This is a genomic window from Sphingomonas sp. TF3 (genome assembly GCF_003985085.1).
GTDB lineage: Bacteria > Pseudomonadota > Alphaproteobacteria > Sphingomonadales > Sphingomonadaceae > Sphingomonas.
Genome location: NZ_RWKS01000028.1, coordinates 19,649 through 38,916, shown reverse-complemented (window position 1 = coordinate 38,916; position 19,268 = coordinate 19,649). Strand labels below are relative to the sequence as shown.

General features: G+C 63.9%; 12 protein-coding genes. 10 read left to right on the top strand and 2 right to left on the bottom strand.

All coding sequences use genetic code 11. The features are described from left to right. From EJC47_RS21230 to EJC47_RS18315, 4 genes are all read left to right on the top strand, one after another. The coding region (locus EJC47_RS21230) for a hypothetical protein (protein ID WP_221885189.1) at nt 1–207 on the top strand (207 nt) is incomplete at its 5' end. Nucleotides 208–611: 404 nt separating this feature from the next. Then, entirely contained in the window at nt 612–1,346 is a 735-nt protein-coding gene (gene aqpZ, locus EJC47_RS18325) for an aquaporin Z (protein WP_221885188.1), read from the top strand. Between the two features lie 734 nt (nt 1,347–2,080). Continuing rightward, nucleotides 2,081–3,346 carry an MFS transporter gene (locus EJC47_RS18320; RefSeq protein ID WP_126849217.1) on the top strand — a complete coding sequence of 422 codons (1,266 nt, stop codon included), beginning with the start codon at nt 2,081–2,083 and terminating at the stop codon, nt 3,344–3,346. After that, nucleotides 3,343–5,745, top strand: coding sequence for a glycoside hydrolase family 31 protein (locus EJC47_RS18315; RefSeq protein ID WP_126849216.1), 2,403 nt, complete (start codon nt 3,343–3,345; stop codon nt 5,743–5,745). The genes EJC47_RS18320 and EJC47_RS18315 overlap by 4 nt, the downstream gene beginning before the upstream one ends. Nucleotides 5,746–5,755: 10 nt before the next feature. Here the strand turns inward: EJC47_RS18315 and EJC47_RS18310 are convergent, their stop codons facing one another. Next, nucleotides 5,756–6,541: a FadR/GntR family transcriptional regulator gene (locus tag EJC47_RS18310; protein WP_231565206.1), complete on the bottom strand. Its 786-nt coding sequence runs from the start codon at nt 6,539–6,541 to the stop codon at nt 5,756–5,758. A 180-nt stretch (nt 6,542–6,721) separates the two neighbouring features. Here EJC47_RS18310 and EJC47_RS18305 point away from each other — a divergent pair, with 180 nt between their 5' ends. The 6 genes from EJC47_RS18305 to EJC47_RS18280 all read left to right on the top strand — a co-directional run bounded on the left by EJC47_RS18305 (nt 6,722) and on the right by EJC47_RS18280 (nt 18,183). Beyond that, nucleotides 6,722–9,037 (top strand): TonB-dependent receptor, encoded by a 2,316-nt coding sequence (locus EJC47_RS18305; protein ID WP_126849215.1) that lies wholly within the window; start codon nt 6,722–6,724, stop codon nt 9,035–9,037. 47 nt (nt 9,038–9,084) lie between these two features. After that, a complete protein-coding gene (locus EJC47_RS18300; protein WP_126849214.1) occupies nt 9,085–10,401 on the top strand; it encodes an alpha/beta hydrolase family protein in 1,317 nt (438 codons plus the stop codon). Between the two features lie 47 nt (nt 10,402–10,448). Next, nucleotides 10,449–11,633, top strand: a complete 1,185-nt coding sequence (gene uxuA / locus EJC47_RS18295; protein ID WP_126849213.1) for a mannonate dehydratase — start codon at nt 10,449–10,451, stop codon at nt 11,631–11,633. A gap of 12 nt (nt 11,634–11,645) precedes the next feature. Then, nucleotides 11,646–13,517 (top strand): glycoside hydrolase family 2 protein, encoded by a 1,872-nt coding sequence (locus EJC47_RS18290; RefSeq protein WP_033964627.1) that lies wholly within the window; start codon nt 11,646–11,648, stop codon nt 13,515–13,517. 152 nt (nt 13,518–13,669) lie between these two features. Continuing rightward, on the top strand, nt 13,670–15,817 hold the full coding sequence (locus EJC47_RS18285) for an alpha-glucuronidase family glycosyl hydrolase (protein ID WP_126849212.1): 2,148 nt from the start codon (nt 13,670–13,672) through the stop codon (nt 15,815–15,817). Nucleotides 15,818–15,849: 32 nt separating this feature from the next. Then, complete coding sequence (locus tag EJC47_RS18280; RefSeq protein WP_126849211.1) at nt 15,850–18,183, top strand: glycoside hydrolase family 31 protein; 2,334 nt, start codon at nt 15,850–15,852, stop codon at nt 18,181–18,183. Between the two features lie 46 nt (nt 18,184–18,229). Here EJC47_RS18280 and EJC47_RS18275 read toward each other — a convergent pair whose 3' ends face one another. Further along, nucleotides 18,230–19,177, bottom strand: coding sequence for a metallophosphoesterase (locus tag EJC47_RS18275; RefSeq protein ID WP_185867721.1), 948 nt, complete (start codon nt 19,175–19,177; stop codon nt 18,230–18,232). Nucleotides 19,178–19,268 lie beyond the last annotated feature (91 nt).

Sequence of the window (19,268 nt, the reverse complement as noted above, 5' to 3'; positions counted from 1 at the left end):
CGATCAATATCATATGTTTTGAACGCAACTCGCGGCAAACGCTGCCAGGGAATCACATACCCTTTATCGCATCATTTCGCAACTCCTTTGACCTTCGCCGTCTTAGCATCGTATACAGAAGGTGTCGCAAAAAACGGAGTTATGGATACATTAGTGATCGATATTAATTGGCAATTTTACGCCTTCGCACGGGTGTATGATGGTTGATTATCCATTTTATCATTTCATGCGATTTTACCATGCCGACACCCTGCCGAAATAATTGGCCGAAATAACTGGCCGCAGGAGGCACGGTGTTCTGGCTGCTTAATAGTGCCGATTGTCGTAACCTTCGACGACCGCCTCAATCTGAAGTTCAAGACGCCGCGCGACGAGTAAATTCTTCACCAGCTGCGGTTTCCCAGGGTCTGGTGCCCGAGCTTAAAATATATTCGCGATCTCGGGTGAGGCTGCGCACAAGACCCGAACCGGGGCATCTGCGGTGCCTGGCCAGCGTTCCGATTCCGGCCTTTTGCTCTATCATCGCGCAGATACGGAGCCCCCAACCGAATTGCCTTTACGCATTCGTAACGATCTATAGAACCTCATGCCCAGGTCAGGGGTGGATCGTGATGATGAGCAATACACAACGCGGGCTAGCCGAACTGCTCGGCACATTCTGGCTCGTCTTCGGCGGCTGCGGTAGCGCTGTGCTCGCGGCGGGCTTCCCCGCGCTCGGCATTGGCTTCGTCGGGGTGTCGCTGGCGTTTGGATTGACCGTGCTGACGATGGCGTATTCGATCGGCCATGTCTCGGGATGTCACCTCAATCCGGCGGTTACGGTTGGACTTTGGGCGGGAGGACGATTCCCGGCGAAAGACATTCCGTTATATATTACCGCGCAACTCATCGGGGGCGTGCTTGCCGCCGGGTCACTTTATCTGATCGCGAGCGGCAAGCCGGGATTCGACGCGGTGACGAGCGGCTTTGCCGCAAACGGCTTCGGTGCGCACTCGCCCGGTGGATATTCGCTCTTCGCGGGGTTGATGGCAGAACTGGTGCTGACCTTCTTTTTCCTCCTCGTTATCATGGGTTCGACCGACACGCGCGCACCGGTGGGCTTCGCGCCGATCGCGATCGGCCTCGCACTCACCCTTATCCACCTGATCAGCATTCCGATCACCAACACCTCGGTCAATCCGGCGCGAAGCACCGGGCCGGCTTTGATCGTGGGCGGCTGGGCGCTGCAACAGCTTTGGCTGTTCTGGCTGGCACCGATCGTCGGCGGTATGCTTGGTGGTGTCGCATACAAAGCACTTGGGGCCGATGCCAAAATTAAGCCCCCGATCTCGGGTGAGCCCCTTTAACGCCGCGCGCTTATTCTGTTGGCAGGCAGCAGACTGGAAAGACGCGGCGTTCGATCCTCAATATTTAGGAACCGTGACGCGGATCCATCCAGCCCCCCTTCCCGCGTCATGGCAGTCGCGCGTCACCTTCTCAAAGGTCGGCGCGGCCTTACGCGCCATGAGGCAGGCCCGTCGCCCGCGCGAACGGCCTTGCGCAAATTCGCGGTCGGAATGCGCGTCGACGAGAGGAACGTCCTGGCCAATCGCGGCACTCGCGTGTTGCCCCAGGATCGCGCTCCGCTGTCGCTAACGAGGGGGGAAGGGGCCAAACATATCGGCCTGCCTGCCGGGGCCTGCATGTTGGACCTCGAGGGTCGTCAACGCCATCGGAACCTCCGCAATGCAGTCCCAGATCGAGTCCCACACTTTGATCCGGATTTAGCGGAAAATTGTGGGATGCACTGGCTCGACAGTTTTCCAATATTTTCAACAAGCTCAAGAAGCTGAGACGTAATGATGGTGCCTGAAACTTCACAACGCTACCCGTAGGGCCACCAAAATTTCGGACGATTGCCGAGACGGGCAGGAAACCAAGCGTCGTGGCTGCAACAAGGACCGTGCCACCCTCCCTTCCCGCGCGGACAGCCATGCGCAACCCACAACCGTGCAAATTGGCCCGACCAATATGGACAGACCAACTGTGGGTCCCTAGGATGGCGGGCAGACGCTGCATACGGCGCAGGAGGGGAACGGGCATGCGGATACGAAATCTGCGCTGGTGGATCGTCGCGCTGATCTGCGCGGGCACCGTGGCCAATTACCTTGCGCGTAATTCGCTCGGTGTCCTTGCACCTGAGCTGAAGAGCGCACTGCACATGACGACCAAGCAATACAGCTACGTCGTCGGCGCGTTCCAGCTTGCCTATACCGTAATGCAGCCCGTGGCGGGTGCGATTATCGACCGGTTCGGGCTGCGCGCGGGCTTTGCTGTGTTCGGCATCGCGTGGTCGCTCGCCAACATGCTGCATGCCTTTGCCTTTGGCTGGATCAGCCTTGCATTGTTCCGCGGCTTGCTGGGGCTCGCCGAATCCGCCGCGATTCCGTCGGGAATCAAGGCGGTTGCCGAATGGTTTCCGGCGCGCGAGCGTTCGGTTGCGGTGGGCTGGTTCAACGCAGGAACCTCGCTCGGGGCGCTGATCGCGCCGCCCGTCGTGGTCGCGGTAGCGCTGTGGGCCGACTGGCGCTGGGCGTTCATCGTTACCGGTGCCGTGGGGATCGTCTGGGCGGCGGCGTGGTATGCGTTCTACCGGACGCCGGAGACGCACCCCGTGATCACGCCCGAGGAACGGAGGATGATCGCCACCGACCGCCCGCCCGCCACCACCAAGCGCGTGAAGCCGCGCGAAATCCTTGGCTCGGCCCGCTTCTGGGTGATCGCGATCCCGCGCTTCCTCGCCGAGCCCGCCTGGCAAACCTTCAGCTTCTGGATCCCGCTCTACCTTGCCACCGAACGCGGCATGGATCTGAAGCAGATCGCGCTGTTCGCATTCCTGCCGTTTCTCGCAGCGGACCTTGGCGGCATCCTCGGCGGCTATTTGTCACCGTGGCTGATGAAGCGCGGCGTTGCGCTGATTCCATCGCGCATCGTCGGCATTTCGCTGGGCGCGGTGCTGATGATCGCGCCGGGCTGTATCGGCCTTGCCGCCAGCCCCTATACCGCGATCGCCTTGTTCTGCGTGGGCGGCTTCGCGCATCAGATGATCTCGGGGCTGATCAACACGCTGTCCGCCGACGTGTTCGCGCCGAGCGAGGTCGGCACCGCCAACGGCTTTATCGGGCAGGCCGGGTGGATCGGCGGCCTGCTCTTTTCGCTGATGATCGGCCAGTTGGCCGATACCGTCGGCTATGCGCCGCTGTTCGCGGTGCTGGGGGTGTTGGATCTGATCGGCGCTGCCGTCCTGATCCTCTTCATCCGCAAGCTGACCCTGCCCCCCGTCCCTGCCACGGAACCGACATTATGAGACACGCCACCTTGTCCAACCCGCCCCGCTTCGCGCTGACCGCGCGCGTGCCGGGCCGCATCACGCTCACCGCCGACACTGGTGCCGTCGCGCATGTGTTCGTGCTGGAGGATGATATCGTGCGCCTGTTGCTGCTCGCCACCGGCACGGTGACGAGCCCGCCGAGCTGGGCGATCGCCCCCGGTGCCGCCGACATCGCCGAACCCGGCCGCGACCGCATGGATGTCGGCGGTTTTACGTGCCCTGCCTTCGACTGCGTGGCGACGGAAGATAGGCTGACGCTTACGACCACCCGCCTTCGCCTCACCATCCGCCTGCACGGCCTCCATTGCAGCTGGGAGCAGCGCGACGGCGACACGTGGCGGCCAATGGCGGCCGATCGCCCGACGCAAGCCTATGATTTCGGCTGGTGGGACGGCCGCGCGCACCATTATCTCGCGCGCCGGCCCGACGAACGCTTTTACGGCCTGGGCGATCGCACCGGCGACACCAACCGCGTGGGTCGCCGCTTCCGCCTGACCAACGTCGATCCGATGGGGTTCGATGCCGAGCATAGCGACCCACTCTACAAGTCCATTCCCTATCTCCTGGTCGCCGACAGGGATGGCCGCTGCCACGGTACGTTTTACGACAGTGTCGCCGATGTAACGGTCGATCTCGGCCGGGAACTCGACAATTATCACGGTCTCTACCGCCATGTCGTGGCGGACGCAGGCGATGTCGATCTGTGGATGATCGCCGGGCCGGACCCGCTGGCGGTGACGCGCCGCTTCACCTGGCTGACCGGCCGCCCCGCGCTGATGCCGCGCTGGTCGCTGGGCTATTCGGGCTCGACGATGAGCTATACCGACGCGCCCGATGCCGCAGTGCAGATGGCGAGCTTCCTCGACCAATGCGCCAGGCACGATCTCGGCTGCACCTCGTTCCACCTCTCCTCGGGCTACACCTCGATCGGCGACAAGCGCTATGTGTTCCACTGGAACCGCGACAAATTTCCCGATCCCGCCGCCTTTATTGGCTCCTATGCCGATGCGGGTGTGCGGCTGGTGCCCAACATCAAGCCCGCCCTTCTGCGCAGCCACCCGCGCTATGACGAAGCAGCGGCGGCCGGCCTGTTCGTGGCCGATGCCGAGGGCCAGCCGGTCGAGGCACAATTTTGGGACGAAGTCGGCAGCTATATCGATTTCACCCGGCCCGAAGCCGCGCAGTGGTGGCGCGCACAGGTGACGACCAGCCTGCTCGACCAGGGCATGGAAGCGACCTGGAACGACAATAACGAATATGAAGTGTGGGATCGGCGCGCGTGCTTCCACGGCTTCGGCAGCCCCGTCGCAGCAGCGGCGATGCGTCCGGTGCAGCCCTTGTTGATGACGCGCGCGTCGCGGCAGGCGCAAATCGAGGCACGCCCCGGCCAGCGCCCCTATGTCGTGACGCGATCCGGGATGGCGGGACTGCAGCGCTATGCGCAGACCTGGACCGGCGACAACCGCACCGAGTGGAAGACGATCCGCTACAATATGCGCCAGGCGATCGGCCTTGCTCTATCGGGCGTGTCCAACAGCGGGCACGATGTCGGCGGCTTTTCGGGCCCCGCCCCCTCGCCCGAACTGCTGGTACGCTGGGTGCAGGCGGGGGTGCTGATGCCGCGCTTCAGCATCCATAGCTGGAATGACGACCGCACCGTCAACGAGCCGTGGATGTACCCGCAAGCGCTGCCCGCGATCCGGCGATTGATGGCGTTGCGGCAGACGCTGCTGCCGTTTCTCTACGACCTTTTGCATCGCTATCACGCGGCGTATGACCCGATGGTGCGCCCGCTCTGGCTCAACTTTCCGGGTGACCCGGCGGCCTGGGCCGAGGGGGACGATCATCTGCTCGGGCCCGATTTGCTGGTCGCAGCGGTGGCCGAACCGGGGGCGACAACGCGCACGGTGCGTACGCCCGCTGGCGCGGACTGGATCGATGTCTGGACCGGCAACCGCGTTGCGGGCGGCGTGATCGTCGAGCTCGATGCGGCATTGGATGGCCCGCCGCCGCTGCTCGCACGTGCCGGATCGGCGATGCTGGTAGACCTCGCCACCGGCGGATGGCGGCCCGAGCCCTATAAGCGCGGCATTTGGCTGTTCCCGCCCGGCAAGGGCCCCTTCGCCTGGTCGGCGGTCGAGGATGGCGGCGACGGCGACGGGCCGATCGACCGCTGGCGGATGAAGGGCCAGGCCGATGCCCAACGGATCGATCTCACGCTGAGCCGCGATGGCCCCGGCACCTGGGGCGACGACCGCGTGACACTGTTGCTCCCGCCGGGCGAAAAACGGACGCTCATCGTCAATGGCGGCGCGGGCGAAGCGGTGATGATTGCAGGGCGCAGCGGTATTTCGCTGACTGTCGGGGACGCGTAACGGCGGCGGGTCAGACCGCGCCGCGCTTGGCCAGTGCGGTGCGCTTGACCTCGAGCTCGGCGCGGGTACGCTCCATCGTGTCGATTTCGGTGGCCTGGAGCAGCCCCTCGATCACGCGGGCGAGATGGTCACGCATCGCCGCGCGCGCGGCAACGGGATCGCGCTCCCGCAATGCCTGCAGGATATCGAGATGTTCGTCGATCCGCGGCTGTACGCCGACACTGCGGGCGCGTTCGAGCATGTGCGCGCAGAGCGGCGAGCTGTAGCGCGCGTCCCATAGCGATTCGACGACGCCAACGATCGCCGAATTTTGCGTCGCGCGCGCGATCACGACGTGAAACTCGCGATCGGCGTGCTCACCGCTGACATGTTCCTGATTTTCGCGTTCCATGTCGGCCACCAGCGTTTCCAGCCGTGCGATATCCTCGTCGGAGATCGAGACCGCCGCCAGCGCCGCTGTTTCCCCTTCGAACAGCCGCCGCGCCTCGGTCAGCTCGAACGCGCCGATATCGAGACTCAGCATAAGCGTGTCGTTGGGCGGATTGTCGACGACGAAGATACCCGAGCCATGGCGCGAACGCACCAGCCCCGTCACCTCGAGCGCAATCAGCGCCTCGCGAATCGTCGGGCGGCTGACCTTATGTTCTTCGGCCAGTTCGCGCTCGGACGGGATGCGCTGGCCGGGCCGATAGTCGCCGCGTTGGATCGCCGCCGCGATCGTGGCCGCCGCCTGCTGATACAGCTTTCGCCCCCCGGGGTGCAGGGTCGACGGAGTGGGACGAAGTGGCCTGATCACTTGATGTTCGCCTGTAGAACGGAGCGCTTCGGTTTACTCAACATGCCGGGCGCGCGCAATCGCGATAGGCCCGATCCTCCTGCAGGTCATTCCATCATTTGCAATTGGTAAGACCATTTGGTATGAGAGTCGCGACGACGGTCGACACGCAACGGCCGCGCACTTTTTGGGAGGGGAAATATGCAGACTCTACGCACGTCGGTTGCCAGCGCAGCCCTGGCGGTTTCGCTCATTGCCACGGCGGCTCCCGCCATCGCCGAAACCGGCGCGGCGGCACCAACCCCGGCCGACCCGGCCTTGGCGCAAGCCGCCGGAGCGGCGCAGACCGCGCCCGCCAGCCCCGCCGACGAAGCCGCCACTGCAGGCGACATCATCGTCACTGCGAACAAGCGCGCGGAAAATATTCAGCGGGTTCCACTCGCCGTATCGGTGCTCACCCCGGCCGCGCTCGCCAGCGCGGGGGTCCGCAACTTTCAGGATGTCGCAAAACTCTCGCCTTCGCTGGTCGTGCGCCCGGCCGAGCAGCCGCAGAATTCAAACGTATCGCTGCGCGGCGTCGGCACCTTCGCCTTCGGCATTGGCGTGGAATCGAGCGTGGCGGTGCTGGTCGACGAAGTCCCGCTGGCGTTCCAGGCGCGCGCCTTCACCGATTTGCCCGATGTCGAGCGGATCGAAGTCCTGCGCGGGCCGCAGAGCACGCTGTACGGCAAATCGGCCTCGGCCGGTCTGATCAACATCATTACGCGCGCACCGACCGATACGCTGCACGTGCGCGCCAATGCGGTGGTGACAACCGACAATGAGCGCGGCGGCAATGTCAGCATTTCGGGGCCGATCTCGGACTCGGTCGGCTATGTCGTGTCTGCAGCGTACAATTATTGGGATGGCAACGTCCGCAACGTTTATGACGGCAAGCGGGTCAATGGTCGTGAATCGATCAACCTGCGCGGCAAACTGCGCTGGACCCCGACCGACACCTCGTCGGTCACGCTCTCGGCCAATTATGTCAACGGCAACACCGATGTCGGCCGTCCGTTCATCCGCGTCGCGTCCAATGCTTTGTTCCGCGGACAGGCTGGTCTTACCCCCGCAGTGGTATTTCCGGGCGTGACGATCAGCGAGAAAAACCAGGACGTCAGCAACAATTTCGACGCGCGTACAAAATATTCGGGCGGCGGCGGATATTTGCGGACCGAAGTTGCCGTGTTCGGCGATTCCAACCTGATCACCGTCACCTCCTATGACCGCTTCCACCTCGACGACTATCTCGATCAGGACGACACATCGGCGCCGGGGGCGTTCGGTAACAACAATCAGATCGGCGCGTTCAATTCCGAGCAGATCACCAACGAGATCCGCTTGCAGTCGGCCAGCACCAAGCCGTTTCGCTATACGGTCGGCACCTATTTCGCCAATTTGAGTTTCGGTCGTCCGTTCTCGCGCGGCCCCGTCTTCTCGCTCGCCAATTGGTCGGCGACCTCCAAGTCGCGCCAGATCGCCGGCTTCGCACAGATCGACTGGCAATTCCTGCCCAAGGCAACGCTGACGGCGGGCGGTCGCGTCCAGAATGAAGCGGTTAGCTACACCTTCCTTGATCGGCAGGCGAACAACGCGTTCTATAGCGGGCACGCCGAAGACACGGCGGGCACCTACAAGGTCAATCTGCGCTACGAATTCACGCCCGACCTGATGCTGTTCGGGACCTATGCGACAGGGTACAAAGGCCAGACCTACGATCTGACCACCGGCTTCAACCTGAACCGCGCACTGGCCGGGCCGATCAAGCCCGAACGCTCGCGCGATCGCGAGATCGGCGCACGCACGCAATTCTTCGATCGGCGGCTGACGCTCAACCTCACACTGTTCGACACCGATTACACCAACCTCCAGGCGCAATCGATCGAGACGCTGGCCGACGGCACGCAGAATTACCGCCTTACCAATGTCGGCGGCCTGAAAACGCGCGGCATCGAGCTGGAAGGCTCGGCGCGCCTTGGTGGCGATGTGACCTTTGGCGGTGCCGTGACCTATCTTGACGCGCACTATACCGACTATGCGATCGCACAATGCTATCCCATGCAGACGCTCGCCCAGGGGTGCTCGGGATCGCCCGCGCGGCAGAATTTGACCGGTGGCCGCGCGATTCAGGCCCCCGAGTGGAAATTTACGATCAGCGGCGATTATTCGCCCGCGCTGACCGACAAACTTCGCGGAATCGCGCAGTTCAACTGGCAATATCAAAGCAGCCTGAACTTCGGCCTGCGTGACCCGGAGACCTTCCAGTCGGCCTACCATATCGTCAATGTCGGACTTGGCGTGCGCGATGCCGATCATCGTTGGGAAGTGGTCGGCTTCGTCAACAACCTGTTCGACCAGCAATATTTTGCCTCGTTGGTCAACACGGCCGGTAACTTCGGCAATCAGCAAGCCACGCAGGCCCTCCTCCCGCGCGACTTCCGTCGCTATGGCGGCGTGCGGTTGTCGGTCAATTTCTGACGGCGCAGCCTAGGGCGTTTTAGGGTCCTTAAATTACGGAGACGACGATGCGGTTCAGGACCCGGTTGACCACGCTGGCCAGTGTCATACTGGCGGCGACAACGGCGGGCGCTTTCGCTCAGGAAGCCCCAAAGCCCGCCGCTCGCCCGGGCATCGACTCGCCCGAATTGTCAAAACTGGGAGCCTATCCGGTTGGTGTCGCCGACGTCGAATTCGTGCAGCCCGATCAAGCGGACCTGCGGGTCGATGCCCCCAACGCCAGCCGGATCGATCGGCGCGTGCCGCTCAAGATCTGGTATCCCGCCGCAACCACCGGGCACGGCATCTCCTACCGTACCGCGCTGTCGGGTGAAACGGGGGTCGATGTTCCGTTCGAAGTGCCCGGCATCGCCACTGCCGGGTCGACCGCCGCCAAGGGGCGCTTCCCGCTTGTCGTCCTCGCGCATGGCTATGGAAACACGCCCGAGGTACTGTCCTGGCTGGGCGAAAACCTGGCGAGCAAGGGCTATGTGGTGGTGACCCCGGCCTTCCGCGATCCGCCGATCAGCCTGCGCACGGCGGCCGCACGCGCCGGACCGATTGCGCGGCGTCCGCTCGACATCGCCTTCGTGACGGGGGAAGCGCAACGGCGCGCGCGCGCAGGCGAAGGCATTTTCGCCAGCGCCGATGCCGCGCGCACTGCGCTGATCGGGTATTCGATGGGCGGTTACGGCGTATTGACGGCGGCGGGCGCGCCGCTCAACCCCGCGCTCGCGGACATGACGCGTGGCGTGTTGGCACCTTATGCCGCAGGTGGCCCCAAGGCGGCGGAGCTCAAGGTCACCGGCTTGAAAGCGGTGGTCGCGCTTTCGCCCGCCAACCGCTTCGGCGACGCACCGATCTGGTCGGGCGACGGCCTGGCGGCGATAACGACGCCGACCTTGTATATCGTCGGCGGGCAAGATCATGTCGTCGGCTATCCGGCGGTGCGGGCGCTGTTTGACCAGGAAAGCAACGCGCAACGCTACCTGCTGACCTTCAAGGAAGCAGGCCATAGCATTGGCCTGATCGGCGCGCCGCCCGCGATGCGGCACAGCTTCTGGGACCTCGACTGGTTCGAGGACGCGGTGTGGCGCAAAGACCGGCTGTTGCCGATCGAGACGCATTTCATCACCGCCTTTCTCGACCGCTATGTGAAGGACGATATGGCCAAGGGTGCCTATCTCGACGGGCTCGTCGTCGACTCCGATACGGGCACCTGGCCCGGCGCGCCAGCCGGACGCTATACCGGCTACAGCCCCGGTGCGCCTGCGGCGACCGTGTGGAAAGGATTCCAGCCGAGCCGTGCCACGGGCATGCTATTCGAGGCCAAGCCTGCGCAATGATCGAGACGCTTCCTTCCAATCACGCTGCCCTTGCGACGCGGCCCACGATGCTGACGCAAACCATGCGCTGGTTCGGGCCGACCGACCCCGTGACGCTGCGCGACATCCGGCAGGCCGGGGCCAGTGAAGTCGTTACCGCGCTGCACGAAGTGCATAACGGCGCTGTGTGGGAACAGGCGGCGATCGCCGAGCGCAAAGCCATGATCGAAGCCGCCGGGCTCGGCTGGAGCGTCGTCGAAAGTCTGCCCGTGCATGAAGAGATCAAGCGGCGCGGCCCCGACTGGGATGCGATGATCGCCGCCTATTGCGCCAGCCTGCGCAACCTGGCCGCTTGCGACATTCGTGTTGTCACCTACAATTTCATGCCGTTGCTCGACTGGACGCGGACCGATCTGGCTTGGCCGCTGCCCGACGGCGCGCTCGCGCTGCGCTTCGAGCTGGAAGCGGTCGCTGCGTTCGACCTTCATCTGCTGCAACGTCCCGGGGCGGAACAGGATTACAGCGCTGGCATGGTCGAGGCTGCTGCCCGACGCTTCGCTGCCATGGACGACGACGCTCGCCGCACGCTCGAACGCACCATCATCGCTGGCCTGCCCGGCAGCGAGGAGAGCTTTACCGTCGACGCCTTTCGCCAGGCGATCGCAACGTATGACACGATCGATGCCGATCAGTTGCGCGCCAACCATGTAGCGTTTCTGGAGGCAGTCTGCCCGGTGGCCGATGCGCTGGGCCTGCAGCTTGTCGTTCATCCCGACGATCCGCCCTTCCCGATCTTCGGCCTTCCGCGTGTCGTCAGCACCGAGGCCGACGTCACCGCCCTGTTCGAGCGCGTCCCGAATGCGTCGAACGGTCTGTGCCTGTGCACCGGGTCGTTCGGCGTGCGCGCCGATAACGATTTGCCGGGGATGGTCGAGCGGCTCGGGGATCGGATCGGTTTCCTGCATTTGCGATCGGTCCAGCGCGAGCCGAACCAGGCATTCCACGAGGCCGCGCATCTCGAAGGCGATGCGCAAATGGCATCGGTCATGGTCGCGGTGCACCGATTGCAGCAGCGCACCGGCCGATCGATTCCGATGCGGCCCGACCACGGCCATCAAATGCTCGACGATCTCGGGAAGCAGACCAATCCCGGCTATTCGCTGCTCGGCCGCATGCGCGGCCTGGCCGAATTGCGCGGGCTTGAGCGCGGTGTTGCGCAATTGTTCGAGCGTGGGGATCGCCCCGCTCGCTAAGGGAGAGAGACGATGCACCGGCCGTTCTGGACACGTGGCGTTATCGGAGCCTTGGCGCTGTGGGGCGCGCCCTTAGCCGCGCAAGACGCCCCGCCCTCGCCAACCCCGCTGCTGGTAGCGGGGGATTTGCGCGACGGCACCGATCTGTCGGGGCCATGGCATTATTCGATCGATCCATTCCGCTCAGGGATTTCCGGCTTCCACGGCGGGATGCCCGATATCGGGCAGCAGCGCTGGCGCGACGTCGACGTACGCAAAGCGATGGCGAGCGACAGCCGCGTCCTCTACGAATTCGACCTCGCGCGTTCGCCGTTGACGACTCTGCCCTCTTCCTGGCTGACCGAGGCACCCGAGCTGCGCCATTATCAGGGGCTGATGTGGTATCAGCGCAGCTTCCCCGCGCCGACCCAGCGCCACGGTCGCTATTTCCTGCGTTTTGGCGCAGCCAATTATGCGACGGTGGTCTATCTGAATGGGCAACAGGTCGGGCGGCATGAGGGCGGCTTCACCCCCTTCGCTTTCGACGTCACCAAGCTGCTGCGCGACGGCGACAACCAGATTACCGTCGGCGTCGATTCGCAGGCGACCGAAGCAACCGTGCCGCCTCCGGTCACCGATTGGGAGAATTACGGCGGCATCACGCGACCGGTCCGGCTGGTCGCGACGCCCGATACCTATGTCGACGATGCCTGGGTGCGGCTCACGCGAGACGGCAAGTTGGCGGTCGACCTCCATCTCGACGGGCCTGCGGCGGCCAATCAGGCGGTGCAGCTTCGCATTCCCGAACTCGGCCTCGATCGCAGCGGCACGACCGATGCACAGGGCAATTGGCGCGCGACGATGGCCGCGCCCCGCGCCCTCATCCGCTGGTCGCCCGAGCGCCCGCGCTTGTACGACGTCGCAATCAATGCGGGCGAGGATCGCTGGCGCGACCGCATCGGCTTCCGCACGATCACCGTGCGCGGAGCCGATATCTTGCTCAACGGCAAACCCATCTTCCTGCGCGGCATATCGATGCACGAGGAAGAGCTCGGTACCGACCCAACCCGCGCGATGACCCCGGCCGCCGCACGCGCGTTGCTGAGCGAGATCAAGGAAGGTCTGCACGGCAATTACGTCCGTCTTGCCCATTATCCGCACAGCGACAGCACACTCCGCCTGGCGGATGAGCTGGGGCTGCTCGTGTGGAGCGAAGTGCCGGTCTATTGGCAAGTCGCCTGGTCGAACCCGGATACGCTGGCGCGCGCCCGCACCATGGTGGCGGAGAACGTCCTGCGCGATCGCAACCGCGCCGCCATCGCGATCTGGAGCGTCGCCAACGAAACCCCGGTGACCGACGCACGCAACGCCTTCCTGCGTACGCTGGTCGGCGATGTGCGGCGGCTCGACGATACGCGGCTGGTCAGCGCGGCGCTGCTGGTCGAGCGATCCAAAACCGCCGACCATCCGGTGATGACGCTCGCCGATCCGCTCGCCAAGGATCTCGATGTGCTGGCGATCAACACCTATAACGGCTGGTATACGACCGATCGCCTGGCCGACCTGCAGACCAGCGAGTGGCGGGTCCCGCTCGACAAGCCGCTGGTGTTTTCGGAGTTCGGTGCCGACGCGCGCGCGGGCTTTCACGATCCCGTCAACGGGCAGAAATTCTCCGAGGAGTTCCAGGCAGATTATTATCGCTACACTCTGAAAATGGCAGATACGCTGCCCAGCCTGCGCGGTATGTCGCCATGGATCCTCAAGGACTTCCGCTCGCCCCGGCGGCAGAATCCCGATTTCCAGCAGGGCTGGAACCGCAAGGGCCTGATTTCCGAGACGGGACAGCGCAAGGCAGCCTTCGATGTGCTCGCCGGCTATTATCAGCGAAAGGCGGCCGGCCAGTGAACCGGCGCGGTTTCAACCCGCAAAACTTGGATATTGCGGGCGTTGTTGGAAACGCACATTGCCCTGCCCGCCCCTTTTGCGTTAGCGCTATCACTCGTCATCCGCAAAGGCGGAAAAAAGCCGGGAGAGCCGGCTGAACAGGAGACGGGGATATGATCGGTGCAATCGGGCGATTCGCGGGCGCGCTGACTATCCTTGCTTGCGCAGCCTATGCGCGGCCGGCGCAGGCTGAGGACGGATACAATCTCTGGCTACGCTATCGGCCACTGCCCCAATTGCAACGCCAGGCCGCAACCGTCTCCGCGATCACGGTGCTGCGGGAATCGCCAACGCTTCGCGTAGCGGCGGAGGAACTTGAGCGGGGGTTTTCGGGGCTGTCCGGACATGAGGTGGGACGGCAGGACACCATCCCCGCCGATTCGGTCGTCCTGGCCACCGCCCGAACACCCGAGGTAGCGGCGCTTGCCCTCCCGGTCGCAGCGTTGAACGAGGAAGGATATCTGGTCCGCCCGGTGACCCTTGGCGGGCGGCGGGTGACGCTCGTTACCGGCAAAACCGATCGCGGCGTGCTATACGGCGCGTTCGCGCTGCTACGCTGGGCCCAGACGGGCCATGCCGTGCGTACCGCCACATTCTCGTCGAGCCCTGCGACCAAGCTGCGCTTGCTCGACCATTGGGACAATCTCGATGGTACGGTCGAACGCGGCTATGCCGGGCAGTCGTTATGGGATTGGTGGACGCTCCCCGATTTTCGCGACCCACGCTACACCGATTACGCCCGCGCCAATGCCTCAATCGGCATCAACGGGACTGTGCTCAACAACGTCAACGCCAAGGCCGACAGCCTCACCGCGCCGTACATCGCCAAGGCAGCGGCGTTGGCCGACGTCTTTCGCCCATACGGCATCAAGGTGTACCTCTCCGCCCGGTTTTCCGCACCGATCGAACTGGGCGGTCTGAAGACCGCAGACCCGCTCGATCCGCAAGTCGCGGCGTGGTGGCGCGCGAAAGCCGATGAACTCTATCGCGCCATTCCGGATTTTGGCGGCTTTCTGGTGAAGGCCAATTCCGAAGGCCAGCCCGGCCCGCAGGATTACAAGCGGAGCCATGCCGACGGTGCCAACATGTTGGCGGCTGCCCTCGCCCCGCATGGTGGCGTCGTGATGTGGCGTGCCTTTGTCTATGCGCAGGAAAATGCCGAGGATCGCGCCAAACAAGCATATGATGACTTCAAGCCGCTCGACGGTAAATTCGCGCCCAATGTGATCGTTCAGGTCAAAAACGGCGCGATCGATTTCCAGCCACGCGAGCCTTTTCATCCGCTGTTCGGCGCAATGCCCCGGACTCCGCTGATGCTCGAATTCCAGATTACCAAGGAGTATCTCGGCCAGGCGACCCACCTCGCCTATCTCGGGCCGCTGTTCGAAGAAACCCTGCGGTCAGATACGCTGGCCGATGGCCCCGGCTCCACCGTCGCGCGCGTCGTCGCGGGAACGGGCGACGCGCTGACGGGCATGGCCGGAGTCGCCAATATTGGTCGATCGCGCGACTGGTCGGGATCGACCTTCAACCAGAGCAATTGGTACGCCTTCGGGCGTTTCGCCTGGGACCCGCAGGCGTCGTCGGCTGACGTTGCACGCGAATGGGCGGCGATGACCTTCGGCCCCGACCCCGCGATCGTCGCGCCGATAACAAAGATGATGGCCGGGTCGCGCGAGGCCGTGGTCGATTATATGACCCCGCTGGGTCTCGCCCATCTCATGGCGACCGCCCACCATTATGGCCCCGGGCCGTGGATCTCCGATTTGAAGCGGCCCGAGTGGAATCCCTATTATTACCACCGTGCCGACAAGGATGGCATTGGCGTAGAGCGCGGACCTGGCGGCACCAACGCGACCAGCCAATATGCGCCGGCCCTCGCCCGCTCGCTGGCGGATCCCGCGACCACGCCAGACGCCACACTGCTGTGGTTTCACCGAGTGCCGTGGACCTATCGCCTGAAGTCCGGAAAGCCGCTTTGGCAGGCGATGGTCGCCGACTACGATCGCGGCGTCGCCTATGTCGACGATATGCGCCGAACCTGGGCGAGCATACGCCCCGCCATCGACGGCGAGCGCTTCGCAAAGACCGCAGCCTTCCTCGACATCCAGCAGCGCGAGGCGCGGTGGTGGCGCGATGCCAGCCTCGCTTATTGGATGTCGGTCAACGGCCTGTCGCTTCCGCCAGGCACCGCGCCGCCCGCACACGATCTCGCTTGGTATAAGGCGCAAAGCTTCCCTTATGCGCCGGGCAATCCGTGATGCCCTCCCGCCCCGCGAAGAGGATCCCCCCAATGAAGAATCGTACACAGACGCTTGCCCGCTGGATGGGCATGGCAGCCGTCTCCATCATCACCATTTCAGTCGCGCAAGCAGATCCCCTCGCGACCGTCGAGCGCAATGGCAGCTTCGTCGCGATTGAACCCTATGCGCCCAATATCGTTCGGGTGACGATCGCGCTTGATCCCAACCTTGCCAGTGCCGCGCCGGGCCCCGGCCCCAATGCCCCGGTGGATGCCACGGGGTGGACGCATCGCGTCGCTGCCACGGGAGACATCTTTTCCTCCTCCGCACTATCCCTGACGGTCGCCCAACAGCCCTGGCCAAAAGCGCCGACGCAGATGGAGCGCTACTTTGCCCCATCGCTTCCGCCGGTTGAGATCACCATCAACGGTGCCGACGGCCATAGCATCACGCACATGACCGGGTGGGAAATGGCACCGCATACGGTTGCGGGCGAGAACACCTTCAAAGTCGGCGCAAGTTTTTCCGCGCCGCTCGATGAGCATTATTACGGGCTCGGGCAGAACCAGGAAGGCAGACTGGACTTGCGCGGTCGCACGATCGACTGCCGCCACAATTACGATGCGCCAGCGGGCGAAACGGTCTGCGTCCCCTTCCTCGTCACCAATAAGGGCTATGGCATCGTTTGGGACAATCCATCGCAGACCACCGTTTCGCCGGGGTTGTACAACAGCACGCATTGGCAATCGGAGGTCGGTGAGCGGGTCTCCTTTTTCGTCATTACCGGTAACACCACGGACGCACTCTACGCGGGGTACGCGACGCTGACCGGCCAGACGCCGCTGCCGCCAAAGGCGGCCTTTGGTCTGATCCAGAGCAAGGCGCGCTACGAGACGCAGGCCGAACTGCTCGGGATCGCGGATGGATATCGTCGTCGCGGCTATCCGCTCGACGTGATGGTGCTCGACTGGTTCTACTGGACCCGGATGGGGCAGCTCGACATCGACCGAAGCTATTTCCCCGATCCCAAGGCGATGAACGCCACGCTCAAGCGCATGGGCCTCCGCAGCATCGTCAGCGTCTGGCCGCGCTTCGAACGCGAGTCGCGCTATTACAATATGCTCGCCGCCAAGGGCTGGCTGCTGCATGACGCCGATGGCAGCGTGGTCGACGGCCTGCCAATTCGCTCCGATCGCGCCGGAGCCTTGCTCGACAGCACCAATCCGGAGGCGCGGCGTTGGTATTGGGAAAAAATCCGCGACAATATCGCTTCGCAGGGGTTTGACTGGTTCTGGCTCGACGAGACCGAGCCGGACCTCGTGCCCGATGGGCATCTCTATTCGATCGGGTCCGGCGACCGGTTCCACAATGTCTTCCCCTTGCTGCATACCGCCAGCGTCACCGAGGGATCGGCGAAGGATCGTCCCGATCTGCGCAACCTGATCCTGTGCCGCGCCGCGTATCTGGGCACGCAGCGCAATGGCTGCCTGTTCTGGTCGTCGGACGTCCAGGCAACGTGGGAAGCGCTCAAGCGCCAGGTGCCGACGGGCCTCAACATGACGGCATCGGGCATCGCCTATTGGAGCAGCGATACCGGCGGATGGCAGTGGCCCAATGGGCCAAAGGCGGAACGTCCCGTCCTGCTCGATCCGGCAGGTGCCACCGCCATGGCACCCGGCTATACCGATTATCCCGAACTGTTCGTCCGCTGGTTTGAGTATAATAGCTTCACGCCGACGCTGCGTATCCACGGGCAGCGCCCGGCCACCGCCATCTGGGAATATGGCAAGGCCGCCGAACCCGTCCTCGCCCAGTATCTCAAGCTCCGCTACGCGCTGATGCCGTACCTTTATGCACTCGGCCGTCACACCTATGAAAGCGGCGCGCCCTTCATGCGCGCTTTGTTCATGGACTTCCCGGACGATCCCAAGGTCGTGGACCTGGGCGATGAATATATGTTCGGCCCCGCCTTCCTCGTCGCCCCCGTTACCGAGCAGGGCGCAACCAGCCGCCCGGTCTATCTTCCCGCGGGTGCGGACTGGTATGATTACTGGACCAATGAACGGTATCACGGCGGCCAAACGATAACCGCCGCCGCGCCGATCGACCGAATCCCGTTATTCGTTCGTGCCGGGTCGATCCTGCCGATGGGCGCGCAGATCCCCAGCACCGCGACGCGGCAACCGCTGGAAAGCATCCGCGTCTATCCCGGCCGCTCGACCAGCTTCACGCTGTATGACGACGATGGCGTCAGCAATCGCTATCGCACTGGAAGCGGGGGTACCGCGCTGCACTGGGACGAGGCGACGCAGCGTCTGTCGAGTTCGGGCAAATTGCCGACCGGGCAAGATGTCGCTCCGCTGGTCAGGGTCATCGGCCACTGACCGCACGAACACTCCGCAGATTTAATCGCGCGACACCGAAGGAAGGCTAAGGGCGGAGCGGCAGCACATAATCCGGCTGTCGGCCGACGCCGCGCACGACCACCCGGTCCGCGAAGAAGTCGAGCCGGGCATAGCCCGTCTCCGGCGTATCCAGCATCGCCTTGAGGTTCAGGTAATGAACTCCGGCATGCTCGCCGTAATTGCCGTCATGGTTGTGCCCGTCGAGCCACACCTTGGCCGAACGGTGGCGTTCGATCACCTCCATGACCTCCGGGGCGTTCCACAGGTTGTGCGGATTTTCCGGAAATAGCGGAAAATGGCTGAACAGCATCGCTTTCATCCCGCGACGGTCGGCCTCGGCGAGTTGTGCGTCGATCCAGCGCAGTTGTTCGTCGTCGATGCCGCCGTCCCATAGCGGCTTTTCTGCATACAGCGCCGCATGTGCGGCCATGCTGCGCGTATATTCGGGGCTGCCCGCTGGCCAGCCAAAGCTGCTCAGCCCGGTCCCGTCGGTGACAATAAACAGCCAGTTATGGCTGGTGAAACTGTAATAGCGCGCTGGCATGCCCAGCTTACCCGCGACCAGCGGCTTGTGCGCATCGTCGATCGCGAACTCGTGATTGCCGAGCACATAATGCCAGGGATGCCGCAATTTCGCCGCCACCGGCAGGAACGCGTCATAGCTCTCCCAGTCTCGGTCGATGAAATCCCCGAGATGGACGACAAACGCCAGCTTCTGCCGGTTGAAATCAGCCACGGCCGCCGCAAGTTTGGAGGGGGCCGTGTGATAGAGCCGCTGACCACTATCGGGTTCAGCGGCATATTGCGCATCGGCGATCGCGCCGATGCTGAAGTCGGGACGTTCATTCGCCACGGCGGCGGGCGTCGCGCTGGCAAGCCCCGCCAAAGCCGCCAGGTGCATCACGAAGCGCATCGTCCGGTCCGATCCGATAGAGGTCGCCGGCCCCTTTAGCGCCGCCCGCGCGATTGTCACGCGCGCTTCATGCTTCTGTCCTAACGCGGCCAAGACTCGGAAAGACATCCGGGCAGGGAGGCACGAAGTGACAGCGCCACGACGCGCGTGT